13 protein-coding genes are annotated in these 14,185 nt (G+C 57.7%); 8 read left to right on the forward strand and 5 right to left on the reverse strand.

Features of this window, described 5'->3' with window-relative positions:
• Positions 1-130 precede the first annotated feature (130 nt).
• A complete protein-coding gene (locus tag SYN8016DRAFT_RS03005) occupies positions 131-1,354 on the reverse strand; it encodes a hypothetical protein (protein ID WP_006852775.1) in 1,224 nt (407 codons plus the stop codon).
• A 114-nt stretch (positions 1,355-1,468) separates the two neighbouring features.
• Between SYN8016DRAFT_RS03005 and SYN8016DRAFT_RS03010 the strand changes: the two genes are divergently transcribed.
• Positions 1,469-2,665, forward strand: a complete 1,197-nt coding sequence (locus SYN8016DRAFT_RS03010) for a DUF4336 domain-containing protein (RefSeq protein ID WP_006852776.1) — start codon at positions 1,469-1,471, stop codon at positions 2,663-2,665.
• Between the two features lie 83 nt (positions 2,666-2,748).
• On the opposite strand, the gene SYN8016DRAFT_RS03015 is transcribed toward SYN8016DRAFT_RS03010, so the two are convergent.
• Positions 2,749-3,102 carry a DUF760 domain-containing protein gene (locus tag SYN8016DRAFT_RS03015; RefSeq protein WP_006852777.1) on the reverse strand — a complete coding sequence of 118 codons (354 nt, stop codon included), beginning with the start codon at positions 3,100-3,102 and terminating at the stop codon, positions 2,749-2,751.
• A 15-nt stretch (positions 3,103-3,117) separates the two neighbouring features.
• Positions 3,118-3,732: a signal peptidase I gene (gene lepB / locus SYN8016DRAFT_RS03020; RefSeq protein ID WP_006852778.1), complete on the reverse strand. Its 615-nt coding sequence runs from the start codon at positions 3,730-3,732 to the stop codon at positions 3,118-3,120.
• Between the two features lie 86 nt (positions 3,733-3,818).
• Between lepB and menD the strand changes: the two genes are divergently transcribed.
• From menD to murF, 6 genes are read left to right on the forward strand one after another with little or no spacing between them, the layout of a single operon-like run.
• A complete protein-coding gene (menD, locus tag SYN8016DRAFT_RS03025; protein WP_006852779.1) occupies positions 3,819-5,561 on the forward strand; it encodes a 2-succinyl-5-enolpyruvyl-6-hydroxy-3-cyclohexene-1-carboxylic-acid synthase in 1,743 nt (580 codons plus the stop codon).
• A 5-nt stretch (positions 5,562-5,566) separates the two neighbouring features.
• Positions 5,567-6,442 (forward strand): 1,4-dihydroxy-2-naphthoyl-CoA synthase, encoded by an 876-nt coding sequence (gene menB / locus SYN8016DRAFT_RS03030; protein WP_006852780.1) that lies wholly within the window; start codon positions 5,567-5,569, stop codon positions 6,440-6,442.
• A 44-nt stretch (positions 6,443-6,486) separates the two neighbouring features.
• Complete coding sequence (locus SYN8016DRAFT_RS03035) at positions 6,487-7,203, forward strand: L,D-transpeptidase (protein WP_038013717.1); 717 nt, start codon at positions 6,487-6,489, stop codon at positions 7,201-7,203.
• Positions 7,204-7,261: 58 nt separating this feature from the next.
• Complete coding sequence (glgA, locus tag SYN8016DRAFT_RS03040) at positions 7,262-8,818, forward strand: glycogen synthase GlgA (protein ID WP_006852782.1); 1,557 nt, start codon at positions 7,262-7,264, stop codon at positions 8,816-8,818.
• 18 nt (positions 8,819-8,836) lie between these two features.
• On the forward strand, positions 8,837-9,712 hold the full coding sequence (locus SYN8016DRAFT_RS03045) for a hypothetical protein (protein ID WP_006852783.1): 876 nt from the start codon (positions 8,837-8,839) through the stop codon (positions 9,710-9,712).
• 2 nt (positions 9,713-9,714) lie between these two features.
• Positions 9,715-11,085 (forward strand): UDP-N-acetylmuramoyl-tripeptide--D-alanyl-D-alanine ligase, encoded by a 1,371-nt coding sequence (gene murF, locus SYN8016DRAFT_RS03050; RefSeq protein WP_006852784.1) that lies wholly within the window; start codon positions 9,715-9,717, stop codon positions 11,083-11,085.
• Position 11,086: 1 nt separating this feature from the next.
• On the opposite strand, the gene SYN8016DRAFT_RS03055 is transcribed toward murF, so the two are convergent.
• Both SYN8016DRAFT_RS03055 and glmU read right to left on the reverse strand, forming a co-directional pair.
• Positions 11,087-11,281: a hypothetical protein gene (locus SYN8016DRAFT_RS03055; RefSeq protein WP_038013221.1), complete on the reverse strand. Its 195-nt coding sequence runs from the start codon at positions 11,279-11,281 to the stop codon at positions 11,087-11,089.
• 127 nt (positions 11,282-11,408) lie between these two features.
• On the reverse strand, positions 11,409-12,752 hold the full coding sequence (glmU, locus tag SYN8016DRAFT_RS03060; protein WP_006852786.1) for a bifunctional UDP-N-acetylglucosamine diphosphorylase/glucosamine-1-phosphate N-acetyltransferase GlmU: 1,344 nt from the start codon (positions 12,750-12,752) through the stop codon (positions 11,409-11,411).
• 355 nt (positions 12,753-13,107) lie between these two features.
• On the opposite strand from glmU, the gene SYN8016DRAFT_RS03065 reads away from it, so the two are divergent.
• On the forward strand, positions 13,108-14,148 hold the full coding sequence (locus SYN8016DRAFT_RS03065; RefSeq protein WP_006852787.1) for a hypothetical protein: 1,041 nt from the start codon (positions 13,108-13,110) through the stop codon (positions 14,146-14,148).
• Positions 14,149-14,185 lie beyond the last annotated feature (37 nt).

Raw genomic sequence — 14,185 nt, forward strand, 5'->3', positions numbered from 1 at the left:
CACATTCAGACTCTTCAGATTGGCATTCGATGGCCTAGGTGGCATCCCTCAGTTGAGGGACTTTTTTGTAACTGATCCCATTGGAATACCTGCAGCACTTGGCACTGGAAGAAGTAGATATCCTTTTGAGCTACCCAAAAACTTCGCGAATGATTTCGTGTGACCGGAATCGGTGATGGTCGGCGTAGGTGCGCCTCAACATCTCTTCGGATGTGGAGAGCAGGCCGGCAATCTGCAGTAGGTCTAACTGCTTCACCTCGAGGAGGCGTCGTGCAGCGTTATGTCGCAGTGTGCGCAGTCCAATAAGTTCTCGGTCTGCCTTGAGGCCTTTCTCATCAGAGAGCTCTCTCCAGAGCCAGCCGTGAACGGCACCAAGCTCTTGTTCTGTTTTCCGTTGCTGATCCTGAGTGGGTTTGTCGTCCCAAGGACTTGCGGCGTTGCGTAGCCGTTGAGGTGGCTGTTGCAGTCGTTCTACGCCGACGCTCTCTAGTAACCCCCGCCAGGACGGGCAAAGATTTGCTGGTCGGTTTCTGCCTCGCTTGCTGTCCCGACAGCGCACGTAGCTACCTACAGCAACTTCAACCTGACCAGGTTTTTTCCAAAGGAGTTCCGAGGCCATCACCATGGCCCCTCTGGCACCCGTTACGGCAACCCAAGTCGTGATCCAGGCGCAAGCATGAGCGAGCTCTGAAGTTTTAGAGCGGTCCCAAAGGCCCAGGATGATGCGCTCTATTTCGGCAGGATCGACTGGTTTTCCCTGCCCTGCAGCGGGTTCTTGATATCCGTTTTCTCTCCCGGGATTGAGCCTTTTCCCATCCGTAGCGATGTCGAATAAAAGGCAAGCTGCTGAGATTGCATCACGCCGGCTTCGAGCTTCAGCTGGCCAGCTCTTGATCCACTCCAGAAGGGCATCTCTGCTGTTGGCCTTGCTGTTGTGTTCTGCGAGCCACCGAACACATGATTGGACCCATTTCACCCGCCTTGCAGCGTGTTTCTCCGAATTCCCTGCGCTCTCAATTCGGCCCAAAGCTTCCCGCTGGTAGATCCCTAATGAGCTGCCAACGGGGCCGCCTGCGTTCCTTTTGAGGTTGTTGTCGAACTCGGCGAGTGCTGTATCAACTGCGGTTGAGATCACGACGTCCCCGTCTTGGTATGACGCGTTCAACTTCAGCCACTTCTGGTCACCACTTCCGTCAGGCCTGGAGTTGAAGGTCAGGTAGATCAACTCCTCTCCACTGGGCCTCGTCTTGCGTCGCAGTGACAGACCGAAGCGGTCAGAGTGCTTGGTGCGGAGATACTTGGCTAGGCCCTTCAGCCTTGCGCTGTTGCGGCGAAGCCCAGTGGCTGCTGTCATACAGGGACAGAGTGGCTTACACGCCTAGCCTATCCCTGTTTTGTCCCTAAAGCCACTCGCACAAGGTTGTGCCCAGTTGCACAACTTGAGACCACGAGACAGCTAAATCCAGTCATGGCAGGAGATCTGAGTGCAACTGAGGGCATCTCGCCAGCCGACCAACACTGGCCTTGGTGGCCGCTGCTGCCGTTGTATCCCTATGGCAAACGCCCCACCCATTTTCAAGAGCTGATCCCTGGCCAGCTGTGGAGCTTCGAGCAGCTCCAGGGCATCTATTACGTGGCGGTGCCAATTCGGCTCACCGTGGTGAAGGTGCCCGGCGGCTTGATGCTGGTGAACCCCTTGCCACCAACGGCTGAATTGGTCGCTGGCCTTAGGGCCCTGGAAGCGGACCACGGACCCGTGTGCACGATCGTGCTGCCCAGCGCATCCGGTTTGGAGCACAAACTTCCACTTGGGCCGCTCGCTCGCAAGTTTCCCAAGGCTGAGGTGTGGGTGTGTCCAGGCCAGTGGAGTTTTCCGGTGCAGCTGCCCCTGAGTTGGCTCGGGGTGCCGGCTGAACGCACCAAATTTTTGCTCAGCGATGGAGTGCCCCATCCGGAGGTGTGCCAATGGATCTCGCTTGGCCCCCTCGATCTCGGTGTGGGCCGTTTTCAGGAGATCAGCTGCTTGCATCAACCCAGTGGCGCCCTCTTGATTACCGACGCCCTCGTGGGCATTGAGGCCACACCACCCGCGATTTTTGATCGTGATCCCACACCCTTGCTGTTCCATGCCCGCAACCGTGGAGATCAACCGCTGAGTGATTCCCCCGAGGCTCGCCGGCGTGGCTGGGCGCGCTTGGTGCTGTTTGCCTCTTTCCTCCGTCCCCATTGCCTGCGCGTGCCACCCATTGCCGAGATGCTTGGCCATGCCTTCCGGCCAGGATTGCGCTCATGGAAAGCCCACTTCGGGCTGTATCCCTTCGATTGGCAAGACGGTTGGCGTGACGACGCTGCGGCCTTAATGGGAGACGAGGCCGCCAAAGTGCAGGTGGCTCCCGTGCTTGAACGGCTGGTGTTACCGCGAGCTCAACAAGCGATCAACGTCTGGCTTCAACAACTGGAATCCCGATCAGATCTCCGCTGGTTGATCCCCGCCCACTACAGCGCACCCCTGTCCTTCACTGCTCAACAGGCAGAGGCTTTACGAACGGAACTGCAACAAAAAAACTGGGCACCCAATGAAGGAAATTGGAGCTTCCTCGGTAGCATCGATCAGCGCCTTTTAAAGCTTGGCGTTGTCCCCGAAAACCCCCTTCAACAGGATTAATTGGATCAAAAATAGGGGATGATTTGAAACGATCCGTGATCGTTTGAAAGGCAAATTTTCCTTCCAAACGTTTCAAGAAAGCCCTACAGATTCAGATCGTCGTCTGGATTAACAGCCATTTCATCATCCGCGAACAGCGTTTCTTCCAACTCCTTGCGCTGCTCCATCTGACGCAAGAAGTAGCCCGTCATCATCGCGGAGGCCAGCATGTTGGCCAAGTTGTCGCGATTAGCCGTTACTTTCACTTCGAATTGCTCGCCGGGGAGCATCCCCAACAAACCCTGCACGTTATGGCGAATGATGTCCTGAATATCGTTGCTGGCGGATCGAGCCACCCTCTGCAGAACATCCGGAGATTGGTCCTGGAGGTATTGGATCAAGCTGTTAACGGGCTGGCCGTCCTGGCTGTCCGTGGTTAGGAATTCTGGATTGAACATCCTGCCCACCTTTCGTCAGTCGTAAGACCTTATCGCAGCTGCGATGGGCGGAAGCTCGGAATCTTGGTGTGAGAACCGAATCGGACCGAACCTGTTCAAGGGCCAGTAACGCCAAACCGCGGTACCAATCACCCTCTCGTCAGGCAGAGCACCCCACACGTGAGAATCCAGGCTGGCATTGCGGTTGTCGCCCAACACCCAGTACTGCCCTGGCGGCACGTTGAGCGGTCCTTGGTTGTAATCCATGGCCGCAGGCATCCAGTCTTCTGGCACAGGGATGTCGTTGCGCAACAACTGCCCATCTCGCACTTCAATCGTGTCTCCAGGACGTCCCACGACGCGTTTAATCAAGGCCGCGTTGGCGTCGTAACCAGCCTCCACAAGCTGAGGTGGCACGGCGAACACCACGATTTGGCCCAAGCCGATCGGCTTGTGGCGTTGGCGATTCAATCTCGGCGTGATTTTTTCCACCAAAATCCTGTCCTGCAGATGCAGCGTGGGCAACATCGAACCGGAGGGGATCCAACGGGGTTCAATCACCTGCCAGCGCAGAAGCAGGGCCAACACCACCCACACCACCAGGCCTTTCCAACCGTTGCGCTTGGGTTCTGAGTTGGGAGTAGGTGCCATGGCCGGTTCTGCGTTAGCCGAGGATCGCATTAGCCACCGCCGCATTCCTGACCCAGGCCCTCGCCAATCTGCAGGCTTCTGTCCTGTTGCTCCAGACCCTTCATCAACAGGGCCTGCGCCACGTGGTGCTCTGCCCTGGCAGTCGCTCCGGCCCCTTAGCCCTTGCCGCCGCAGGATTGCAGCACGCCGGGCTGATCACGCTCAGCACGGCGATCGATGAACGATCAGCTGGATTTCATGCCCTCGGCCGATCCAGTGCATCGGGTGTTGCCACGGCCGTGATCACCACCTCCGGAACCGCGGTGGCCAACCTGTTGCCGGCCGCCGTAGAAGCGGATCGCTCCAACCAGCCCCTGTTGCTGATCAGCGCGGATCGCCCCCTAAGGCTCAAAAACAAAGGGGCCAATCAAACCGTGAATCAAGAAGCCTTTCTCACCCCGGTTTGCCATTGGTGTGGATCCGGGCCCTTGGATGGCGTCAGCAACGGGCTGGATCACGAGCTACGAGCCCTCGCTGAGACCGCCTGGCGGCATCTGCATCAGCAGCCAGGTCCTGTGCATCTCAATTGCCCCTTTGAGGAGCCCCTGCTCCCCGATCTGCCTCAACAGAAGGCGTTTTGGACGCAATGGAACAGCTCCGAGGCCCTCGCTGCTGATGCCGCTAACCCTGAGCTCTGGACTTCCACCCCCCAAACCGCCGCACCAAGCCTGGATCCTGATCAACCCGGTGTGATCGTTGCCGGGCCCTGGCGGGGACTAAGCCTCCACCTTGAGGCCTACCAGGCCGCCTTGATCGCCTGGCAACAACGCAGTGGCTGGCCCGTGCTCACCGATCCCCTCGCGGCGATCCCGAGCGGCTTAGGAGGCGTGATCCGCCATTGGGATCTGTTGCTCCCCAACGGTTTAAGCCAGCTGCCAAGCCATGCCCAGGTGTTGCGGTTGGGGTCGATGCCGGCCAGTCGTCGCCTCGAGGCCTGGCTTGCCAGCCAAAAGGGCCCACAGCTGTTGATCACAGAGGGGGACCCACGGCCCCTTGACCCCCTCGAGGTCGCGCAGCAGTGGAGCGGCGGCATGGCGCGTTGGTGGCAAGAGCTCAGCCCTCAACTCACCCCCCAGCTCACCCCCCAGCTCAGCCCCAAACCCAACGCTGTTGAACCAACACTCATTCAGGCCTGGAGCAAGGCAGATCGTGATCTCCAACAGCGCCTCTCCCAGCTGCTGCCAGCCCATGGAGCGGCCAACGAACCCGCCTTGATGCTCGCCTTGGCTCAGCTCTTGCCAGCTCAGCTGCCCGTGATGCTCGCTGCCAGCAGCCCGGTGCGCGATTGGCAAGCCTTTGCCGCAGGCGATACCGGCCGCAGGCGCTGTTACAGCTTTCGGGGCGCCTCCGGCATTGATGGCACCCTCTCTCTGGCCCTGGGCCTAGCGGCTGAGCTCGGTCCAACGCTGCTGATCACAGGAGATTTAGCGCTCTTGCATGACAGCAATGGCTGGCTCCTGGCCAGCGCCGCTCAGCTGCCCTTATTTGTGCTGTTGATCGACAACGCCGGCGGCGGCATTTTTGAACAGCTGCCGATTGAAACCCCCTCCAGCGATGGGTTGAACCAGCTGTTCGCCATGCCCCAACAGGTGGACCCCCTCGCTCTCGCCGCAGCCCATTCCATCCCTGGACGTCAGCTCGCCTGCCTGGATGATCTCCCCACCGCTCTGGAATGGGGGTTGGATCGGACTGGCCCAGCCCTTCTGCGGGTTTGCACCGATCGCAGCAGCGACGCCCAACGTCGCCTCGATCTCCGTGAGGCGTTACAACAGAGCATCAGCCTTTCCTGATCGCCATGCCAGAGCCCGTCATCCGACAGGTGCTCCCAGGATCCAGCGGGGTGAACTGGCAGCCCTGGGGAACCTACGAAGATGTGCTGCTGGATCGGTGTGATGAGGGCATCGCCCGGCTAGCGATCAATCGGCCCACCAAGCGCAATGCCTTCCGGCCCCGCACGGTCTCGGAGCTCTGTGATGCCTTTGCCCGGATCCGCGATGACAGCCGCATTGGCGTGGTGCTGCTCACCGGTGTCGGACCGGCAGCCGATGGGGGCTACGCCTTTTGCGCAGGCGGCGATCAAAGCGTGCGCGGCGATGGGGGTTATCTCGACGAAACAGGCCTGCCACGCCTCAACGTGCTCGACCTTCAGCGCATCATTCGCAGCTTGCCCAAGGTGGTGATCGCCCTAGTGGCGGGGTACGCGATCGGTGGCGGTCAGGTACTTCACCTGCTCTGCGATCTCAGCCTGGCGGCGGACAACGCTGTGTTTGGTCAAACCGGGCCGCGGGTTGGCAGTTTTGACGGCGGCTTTGGGGCCGGTTATTTGGCTCGCGTGGTGGGACAACGCAAAGCCAAGGAGATCTGGTTCCTCTGCCGTCAGTACGGCGCTGACCAGGCCCTAGGGATGGGACTGGTGAATGCGGTGGTTCCGCTCGACGCCCTGGAAAGCGAAGGGGTGCGCTGGGCCAGAGAGGTGCTTCAGCACAGTCCCACAGCCATCCGCTGCCTCAAAGCAGCGTTCAATGCCGAAACCGATGGCTTAGCTGGCATCCAAGAGTTGGCCGGACAGGCCACCCACCTGTTTTATCGGACGGAAGAGGGCCAGGAGGGGCGCAATGCCTTCCTCGAGAAACGCAATCCTGATTTTTCCGACACCCCATGGCTGCCTTAGTCGCAAAACTCGCTAAAAATTGGAAGCCCGTTTCGCCTGCTCCGATGCGTTGTCAACAGCAAGCTTCCGCCCTGGGACTGCGTGCTGCCCTGCTGGCTTCCACCCTCTATCTGCTCGTTGGAGGAGCAGGCGTTGGATCGGCAGGCGTTGGCTCAGCGCAAGAGTTACGGGGAGAGACCCCAGCAGGGAGTGAGGGCGAGTTGTTGGTGAAGGTTAAGGAAGAGGTCCCAAAACGCAAATCCGATCCGATTCCTCCCCTGGCGATCCCCTTAAGCGATGCGGCCTCGCTGGCCCGCATTCCCGATGATGTGATGGAGCGCAAGGGGTTGCAGCTCGTGCTCGACCGCAAGCACCACCAACTCCTGGTGCTGAAGGATGGCCTGATGACGCGCCGCTTTCCAGCGGCGGTGGGCACCACAGGCTGGGAGACCCCTGCCGGACGCTTCAGGGTGTTTGAAAAGGTGAAGGAACCGTTGTGGACCCATCCGGTGAGCGGTGAACTTGTGGATGCAGAAAGCGAGAAGAATCCTCTGGGGTCACGTTGGATTGGCTTCCACCGCGATTGCAAGGGGCGCACTGGCTGGGACGGGGAGCAATACCTCGATATCAATGGCTGCACCGTGGCCGGATTCCACGGCACACCCTTTCGCTGGACGGTTGGACGGGCCGTTTCCCATGGCTGCGTGCGTCTTTATGAGGAGAACGTTCAAGAGGTGTTCGATCTCGTCCGCGTTGGAACTCAGGTGACCGTGCTCCCCTGAAAGCGATCACAACGCGGTAAAGCGTCTACAGTCTCGCGGCTTACAGGTTTGATCGACCATGCGCGTGCTGTTTGCCGCCGCTGAATGCGCCCCCATGGTGAAAGTCGGTGGGATGGGCGATGTGGTCGGATCCCTTCCCCCGGCTTTGAAAGCTCTTGGGCACGACGTGCGCTTGATCATGCCGGGATACGGCAAGCTCTGGTCTCGCCTGGAGATCCCTACGGAACCGATCTGGCGTGGCCAGACCATGGGAACCGATTTCGCGGTCTTTGAGACCCGTCATCCCACCAACGGCCTCACCATCTACCTCGTCGGCCATCCGGTCTTTGATCCTGAACGGATCTATGGCGGAGAGGATGAGGATTGGCGCTTCACCTTTTTTGCCAGTGCTGCGGCTGAATTTTCCTGGAACGTCTGGAAGCCGAATGTTCTCCATTGCCATGACTGGCATACCGGGATGATTCCGGTCTGGATGCACCAAGACCCTGAGATCAGCACCGTCTTCACCATCCACAACCTGAAATACCAGGGCCCCTGGCGCTGGAAGTTGGACCGGATGACCTGGTGCCCTTGGTACATGCAAGGCGACCACACCATGGCTGCCGCCCTGCTCTACGCCGATGGCGTGAACGCGGTGTCACCCACCTACTCCAGAGAGATCCGCACCTCGGAATACGGCGAAAAACTGGATGGGTTGCTCAATTACATCTCCGGCAAGCTGCGCGGCATCCTCAACGGCATTGATCTTGAGGCCTGGAATCCAGCCACCGATCGGGCCTTGCCCGCCACCTTCAGTTCCGATGATTTGTCCGGTCGCGCCCGCAACAAGCAGGTGCTCCAGGAGCGCATGGGGCTTGAAGTCAGACCCGATGCCTATCTGCTGGGCATGGTGAGCCGTCTGGTTGATCAAAAAGGCGTCGATCTGCTGCTGCAAGTAGCCGATCGATTGCTCGCCTACACCGACACCCAAATCGTGGTGCTGGGCACCGGTGATCGCGGCTTGGAGTCCGGTCTGTGGCAGATGGCTTCCCGCCATCCAGGACGCGTGTCGGTGTTCCTCACCTACGACGACGACCTCTCACGTTTGATTTATGCCGGCAGTGATGCCTTCCTGATGCCCAGTCGGTTTGAGCCCTGCGGCATCAGTCAATTGCTCGCCATGCGCTACGGATGCGTGCCTGTGGTGAGAAAGGTGGGTGGTTTGGTCGATACGGTTCCGCCGCACGATCCAGCCCAACAAAGCGGCACGGGCTTCTGCTTCGATCGGTTCGATCCCGTGGACTTCTTCACCGCTCTCGTGCGCTCCTGGGAAGCGTTCCGCCATCAAGACAGCTGGCGCGAACTGCAGAGACGTGGCATGGAGCAGGACTACAGCTGGGCGCGTTCAGCCCTGGAATACGACCAGATGTACCAGGAGGTCTGTGGCCTCAAGGAGCCAGGTCCCGATGCCGCTGTCGTTGAACAGTTTTCCCAAGGCCAGGATGCGGACCCATCCTTAGCTCAAGGCCAACGCGAAGCCCCAACCAGCAGCTCTGAACAACCCTCGGACGACCTGTCCAAGGGTCCGGGTTCACGCAACCCCATAGCCAGACTGTTTGGTGGTCAGCGACGCTGATGGTGCAGGCAACCACGAATGCAGGATTCCTTCGAACCGCAATCCTCTGACAACGAAAGCGCTCTTCCGGCTCCTTACAACAGTCCCTGGAAGGCCCTTGGCCAAGATCTGCAGGCCGTAAGCGCCGATCTGCGCTTACGGAGCCAAGAGCTCTGGCGCCGAAACCGTGAGGGCGATCTTTCGGTGCCAGCCTTCTGGCCAGAGCCACTGGCGTCCCTGTTTTGGCCTGCGCTGCTGGGGTTCCTCCTCACGTTGCTTGTCCTGGGCGGGATTCAACTGCGTGAGATCCTTCGCGATCAGTCGCCGCCTTCACCTCCAGAGGTAGAGCGCGTCCGCACCACCCCTTTCCCTGAAGCGCGTCCCCTGCCCATCCCCACGAACCTGCAGACCGATCTCGACAACGAGGGCATGGTGGGCGCCCCAACGGACACGAATCCCAGCAGCTCCAGCAGCAGCTCGAGCACCAGCTCCAGTGGACCAGAAGCGCTCAGCACCACGGAACAAGATCCTGACCTGAGCAACCTGGAGCTCGAACCGCCTTCGGCAGAGCCAACCTCAGATCTGTTGCGCTTTGATCCTCTCCTCGAGCTTCTGGCAGAAGAGAGCAGCTCCGATAGCAGCACAGCTGGCAGCTCAGCTAGCAACCAGGGATCAGCCTTGATTGTTTCGGCCCAACCCCAACCGGAGCGCAACGCCGTGACCCTGGTCATCGATGCGGAGGCTTGGAGGCAACGGTCTCCAAAGCAACGCCAACAATTGGCCGAAGCCTGGTGGAACCGACTGGAAGACCAGGGATACGCCGATCTTCGTCTTGTGAATGACCAACAAGATCTCTTGGCTCGACCGGCAAGGATCGGTGGAGGCATGATCGTGTTCGATCCAAAGAGGGTTTGAAGGTGCTGGATCTCGCTGATCTCGTTTCGCTCTGGGGGCCTCCACAACGGGGTGATGGCGCAGCGCCCAACCTCCAACAACGTTTGGGACCGATCTGCACGGATAGCCGACTGCTCACTCCAGGCGACTTTTTTGTGCCGTTACGCGGTGAACGCTTTGATGGCCATCGCTTCCTCGCATCTGCCACGGAGCAAGGAATCCAGGCCGCTGTGGTCGCCCGAGATAGTGAGATCCCAGTGCCGCAAAGCTTGCTCCACTGGAGCGTGGACGACACGCTGGAGGCCTACCAACAGATCGCCTGTCTCGTGCGGCGCAACCTGAGCTGCGCTGTTGTGGCCGTCACAGGCTCCGCCGGAAAGACCACCACAAGAGAGCTGATTCGCGCCGCACTGGCACCACTGGGAGCCGTTCAGGCCAGTATCGGCAACAACAACAACGACGTTGGTGTTCCACTCACATTGCTCGGGATAGAAGAGCACCACGCCGCTGTCGTGGTGGAGATGGGGATGCGCGGGCCCGGGGAAATTGAACGCTTGTCGCGTTGTGCAGAACCAGAGATTGCCGTGATCACCAATATCGGCACGGCACATATTGGTCGCTTAGGCAGTCGCGAGGCGATTGCCTCGGCCAAATGCGAGATCACAGCAGCCCTTGCAACCGATGGCCTTGTCATCATTCCCGCTGGAGACCCGCTGTTGGATGCAGCCCTTGCTCGCTGTTGGAGTGGCCGCGTCCGGCGTGTGGCCCTGGTCGACGATGCCAACCACTCTGATCAAGGGGCTGATGATCTCGGTGATTACAACCCTTCCACTGGGCAGATCACTCTCCGGAATCACCTCTATCACTGCCCCCTGGAAGGAAGACATAATGCGCGCAACCTGATGCTGGCGCTCGCCGTCGCCGACAGTCTCGGCGTGTCTCCTGCAGATCTTGAACAGCTGGATGTAGACGTACCAGGAGGTCGCAATCGCCGGCGACAGATCGGTGCATTAACGATTCTCGATGAGACATACAACGCTTCACCGGAAGCGGTGTTGGCGGCGTTGGATTTATTGGCATCTCAACCAGGTCGACGCTTTGCCGTGCTCGGCACCATGCTGGAGCTCGGGGACGACAGTGTTCGCCTGCATCAGGCGATCATCGATCACGCTGCAAGCTTGAACCTGGATGGATTGGTGGCTGTCGCTAGCGGACGAGAAGCCCAGGCGATCACAGATGCAAGTTCGACCTTGTCACGGTTTCGCTTGGTAGAAACGCCCGAGCAGGCTGCTGAACCTCTGATGGAATGGCTGAAACCTGGAGACACCGTGCTTTTGAAAGCCAGTCGAGGGATTGCCTTGGAACGGTTGCTGCCGTTACTGCCAGAGCTCTAGGTCAGGCGGCTTTGGTCACATCCGCGTGCTCTTCGCAGCGGATCAAATCAATCGCATGGGGATGGTCATGGATGTAGCGAATTTCCTCCATCGCTAAAACCCGCGCTTCAAAGGCATCGCCGGCATAAAAGGACTGTTCGTGGCGATCGCTACTGGCATCGCGATAACGAACGGTAAAAAGCTTTTGATCAGACATGGAACTCATAACCTGTCGCCCCACGCTTACGCATCAACGAACGCTGGCCAAGGGAACGCTGTGAAAAAAGTCTGTTGATTCAAATCCGCCTTCAACAGACCAGCGATCAAGATCGAAATGAATGGCCCTAGGCGTTCCATCCTTCCTTGGTGAATTGCTTGGCACGACCGATCGCAAGCGAACCATCTGGAACAGCTTTGGTGATCGTGGATCCTGCCCCAATCGTGACATTTTTGCCGATCACAACAGGAGCAACTAGCACAGAATTGGCCCCCGTTTTACTTCCCTCACCAATCACGGTGAGATGCTTCTTCTTGCCATCAAAATTGGCGGTAATCGTGCCAGCTCCCACATTCACATTGGCGCCTAATTGAGCATCACCGATGTAACTGAGGTGATTCACCTTGCTGCCAGATGTGATCACACTCTTTTTAATCTCAACAAAATTTCCAATCTTGCAGGAATCACCAATCTCCGAGGCTGGTCGGATATGGGCGAAAGGCCCGATCGCTACATCGTTGCCAACCCATGCATCGCGCACCACGGATTGCACAACCGTGACATCGTTACCGAGTTCGGCATTGTCAAGCAAGCTGCCTGGGCCTAGGCGACAGTGATTGCCAATGCGGCAGGCTCCACGCAGATGCGTTTGTGGTTCGATCACAACATCACTGCCAAAGCTGCAGTCCTCACTGAGGGTGCAACTGGCAGGATCCACGAAGGTCACACCCTCGTCCATCCAGTGATCACGAAGGCGCTGTTGCAGAACGCCCTCACACTGAGCCAATTGCCTGCGGTTGTTGATTCCATTCACTTCATCGGGATCACTCACCTCCATCTGCATCGCAACATCTAAGAGCTGCACTGTGTCGGTGAGGTAGAGCTCGCCCTGATCGTTATCGGTGCTCAATTTCGGCAAGACCTCGGCCAATTTTGCCCAGTTGAAGCAATAGATCCCGGCATTGGTGAGGTTGTTGGACCGTTGCTCATTGCTGCAATCACGGTGTTCAATGATTCCGCTGACACGACCATTCGCATCAGCAAACACCCGGCCATAACCAGTGGGATCCTCAAGCCTTGCCGTTAACAAGGTCACATCCGCCTTGCTATCGCGGTGGGAGCGGACCAAGGCATCAATCGTCTCCGCACGCAAAAGAGGAACATCCCCGTTGAGCACCAACAACTCACCCTGAAAGCCCTTGAGGGGAGCCATCAATTGCTGAACGGCATGGCCTGTTCCGTTCTGCGGCTGTTGGAGCACAAATTCGAGCCCGCCAATGGAGCTGAGCTGCGCTTCCACCCGTTCAGCTTGATGGCCAACGATTAAGAGCCGGCGCTCTGGCGCGAGATTGCGGGCGCTGGAGAGCACGCGTTCCACCAAGGTGGCGCCCGCTAGAGGTTGCAGCACTTTCGGAAGCGCACTTTTCATGCGGGTGCCTTTCCCAGCAGCAAGAACGGCAACAGCAAGCATGAGACGGGGGCAAGACCGGCGAAATCTACCGGTGATACCTCACGCTGGGAACACACCATCAGTCAGCTGCTGCAATCAGATCCGCAGACAACCCTTGAGGGTGAGGGGAAAAGCAATGCCGCCAAACCATTTCAGCCGAACAAGCAACGCTCAAGACACGAAGCTGAGAGAGACAAAAAACTCAACACTGTTCCTTATCGAAAACCGCTAGGAATCAGCAGCATGCACAATCAAGACCCATCAGCAAACAGCCCTTCTGATCGGAAAGCTCAACATCCCAAAACACAGACCATGGCGCGAGACAATGAGCAAATCAGACAAGCTTGAAACACAGATTTAGAAAAGAAAAACAACCATGTTAAACTCAAGAAAAGAGACAAAGAAAGTGCTCAATAATCCTCATCGCCACTCCCTCGTTGCTGGTCTTAAAGACCTGATCGATTGCGGTGATCAAGGCACTCAAGAGCAAATCAGTGTGCTCAAAGCGATCGCCTTAGGGATTTTCAAAATACCTCTTGAAACCTATAACAACCTGCAATCCGTCAGCCAACATCAACTAGCAAAGACGGTGGATGAGCCATTCCTACGAAGGCGCTACATCCAACTCGCCATCATGCTTGAACTCTGCAGGCACCCAAAATCCCAACAACAACTCAGCAAGCTTGAATCAGCAGCCGAATTACTTGGCCTCAAGGGAGATGCATTAACCGTTTGCAGAAACATGATTGACTCCTCGGCCCTTGAAGCAACCACGGATTACATCAGACGCTATGAACAATATTTCTTAGCCCTACAGGAACAGCATGGACCTGAAACGTTTAATCACGAAGGTAGCCGCCAATATGATGACTTATTTTTTCAAACACTCGATTCCTTTTCCAGCATGAGCCCAGGCAGCTTAGGCCGGGAATTTTTCAACTTTTACGAGCGCAATGGAATGCGCTTGCCGAGCAGAACATCGATCAACCCTGGTTACTATGTTTGTCATGATATGAACCATGTCATCGCCGGCTATGAACCAACAGGGATTGGAGAAATTTGCCTAGGTGCTTTTAAATTGAGCATGAATGATTCTGATGCCAATTGGATGGCATCCATGACCAACTTTTTAATCCATGAAGCCGGTGTTTTTAAACCTGGACATAGCGCTCAATATGAACCCGTCGGCGCCGATGGAGATCCATTTGACGGCCTGAAGGGTCAGCGCGGTGTCATGACCCTAAAAGGAGCTCCTGAAATGTTGGCTGATGCCTTGGAAAGAGGATCACAATGCCCGATGGATTTCAGCACGATGGATCATATTGAAATGGCTACGATCCCCCTAAAAGAAATACGCGAAAAATATAATGTTGTTCCTCCAATCATGGGTCTTGCGGATGCAAGTATTCGTTGGTGACCCAAACGAACCATCAGCTCAAAAGAGGGCGGAAGCT

It is taken from the genome of Synechococcus sp. WH 8016, from assembly GCF_000230675.1.
In the GTDB taxonomy this organism is placed as follows: domain Bacteria; phylum Cyanobacteriota; class Cyanobacteriia; order PCC-6307; family Cyanobiaceae; genus Synechococcus_C.

Bases quoted from the DNA above. Each gene is read 5' to 3' on its own strand.
- SYN8016DRAFT_RS03005 (WP_006852775.1), bottom strand. From the start codon at position 1,354: ATGACAGCAGCCACTGGGCTTCGCCGCAACAGCGCAAGGCTGAAGGGC.
- SYN8016DRAFT_RS03010 (WP_006852776.1), top strand. From the start codon at position 1,469: ATGGCAGGAGATCTGAGTGCAACTGAGGGCATCTCGCCAGCCGACCAA.
- SYN8016DRAFT_RS03015 (WP_006852777.1), bottom strand. From the start codon at position 3,102: ATGTTCAATCCAGAATTCCTAACCACGGACAGCCAGGACGGCCAGCCC.
- lepB (WP_006852778.1), bottom strand. From the start codon at position 3,732: ATGGCACCTACTCCCAACTCAGAACCCAAGCGCAACGGTTGGAAAGGC.
- menB (WP_006852780.1), top strand. From the start codon at position 5,567: ATGCCAGAGCCCGTCATCCGACAGGTGCTCCCAGGATCCAGCGGGGTG.
- SYN8016DRAFT_RS03035 (WP_038013717.1), top strand. From the start codon at position 6,487: ATGCGTTGTCAACAGCAAGCTTCCGCCCTGGGACTGCGTGCTGCCCTG.
- glgA (WP_006852782.1), top strand. From the start codon at position 7,262: ATGCGCGTGCTGTTTGCCGCCGCTGAATGCGCCCCCATGGTGAAAGTC.
- SYN8016DRAFT_RS03045 (WP_006852783.1), top strand. From the start codon at position 8,837: ATGCAGGATTCCTTCGAACCGCAATCCTCTGACAACGAAAGCGCTCTT.
- SYN8016DRAFT_RS03055 (WP_038013221.1), bottom strand. From the start codon at position 11,281: ATGTCTGATCAAAAGCTTTTTACCGTTCGTTATCGCGATGCCAGTAGC.
- glmU (WP_006852786.1), bottom strand. From the start codon at position 12,752: ATGCTTGCTGTTGCCGTTCTTGCTGCTGGGAAAGGCACCCGCATGAAA.
- SYN8016DRAFT_RS03065 (WP_006852787.1), top strand. From the start codon at position 13,108: ATGTTAAACTCAAGAAAAGAGACAAAGAAAGTGCTCAATAATCCTCAT.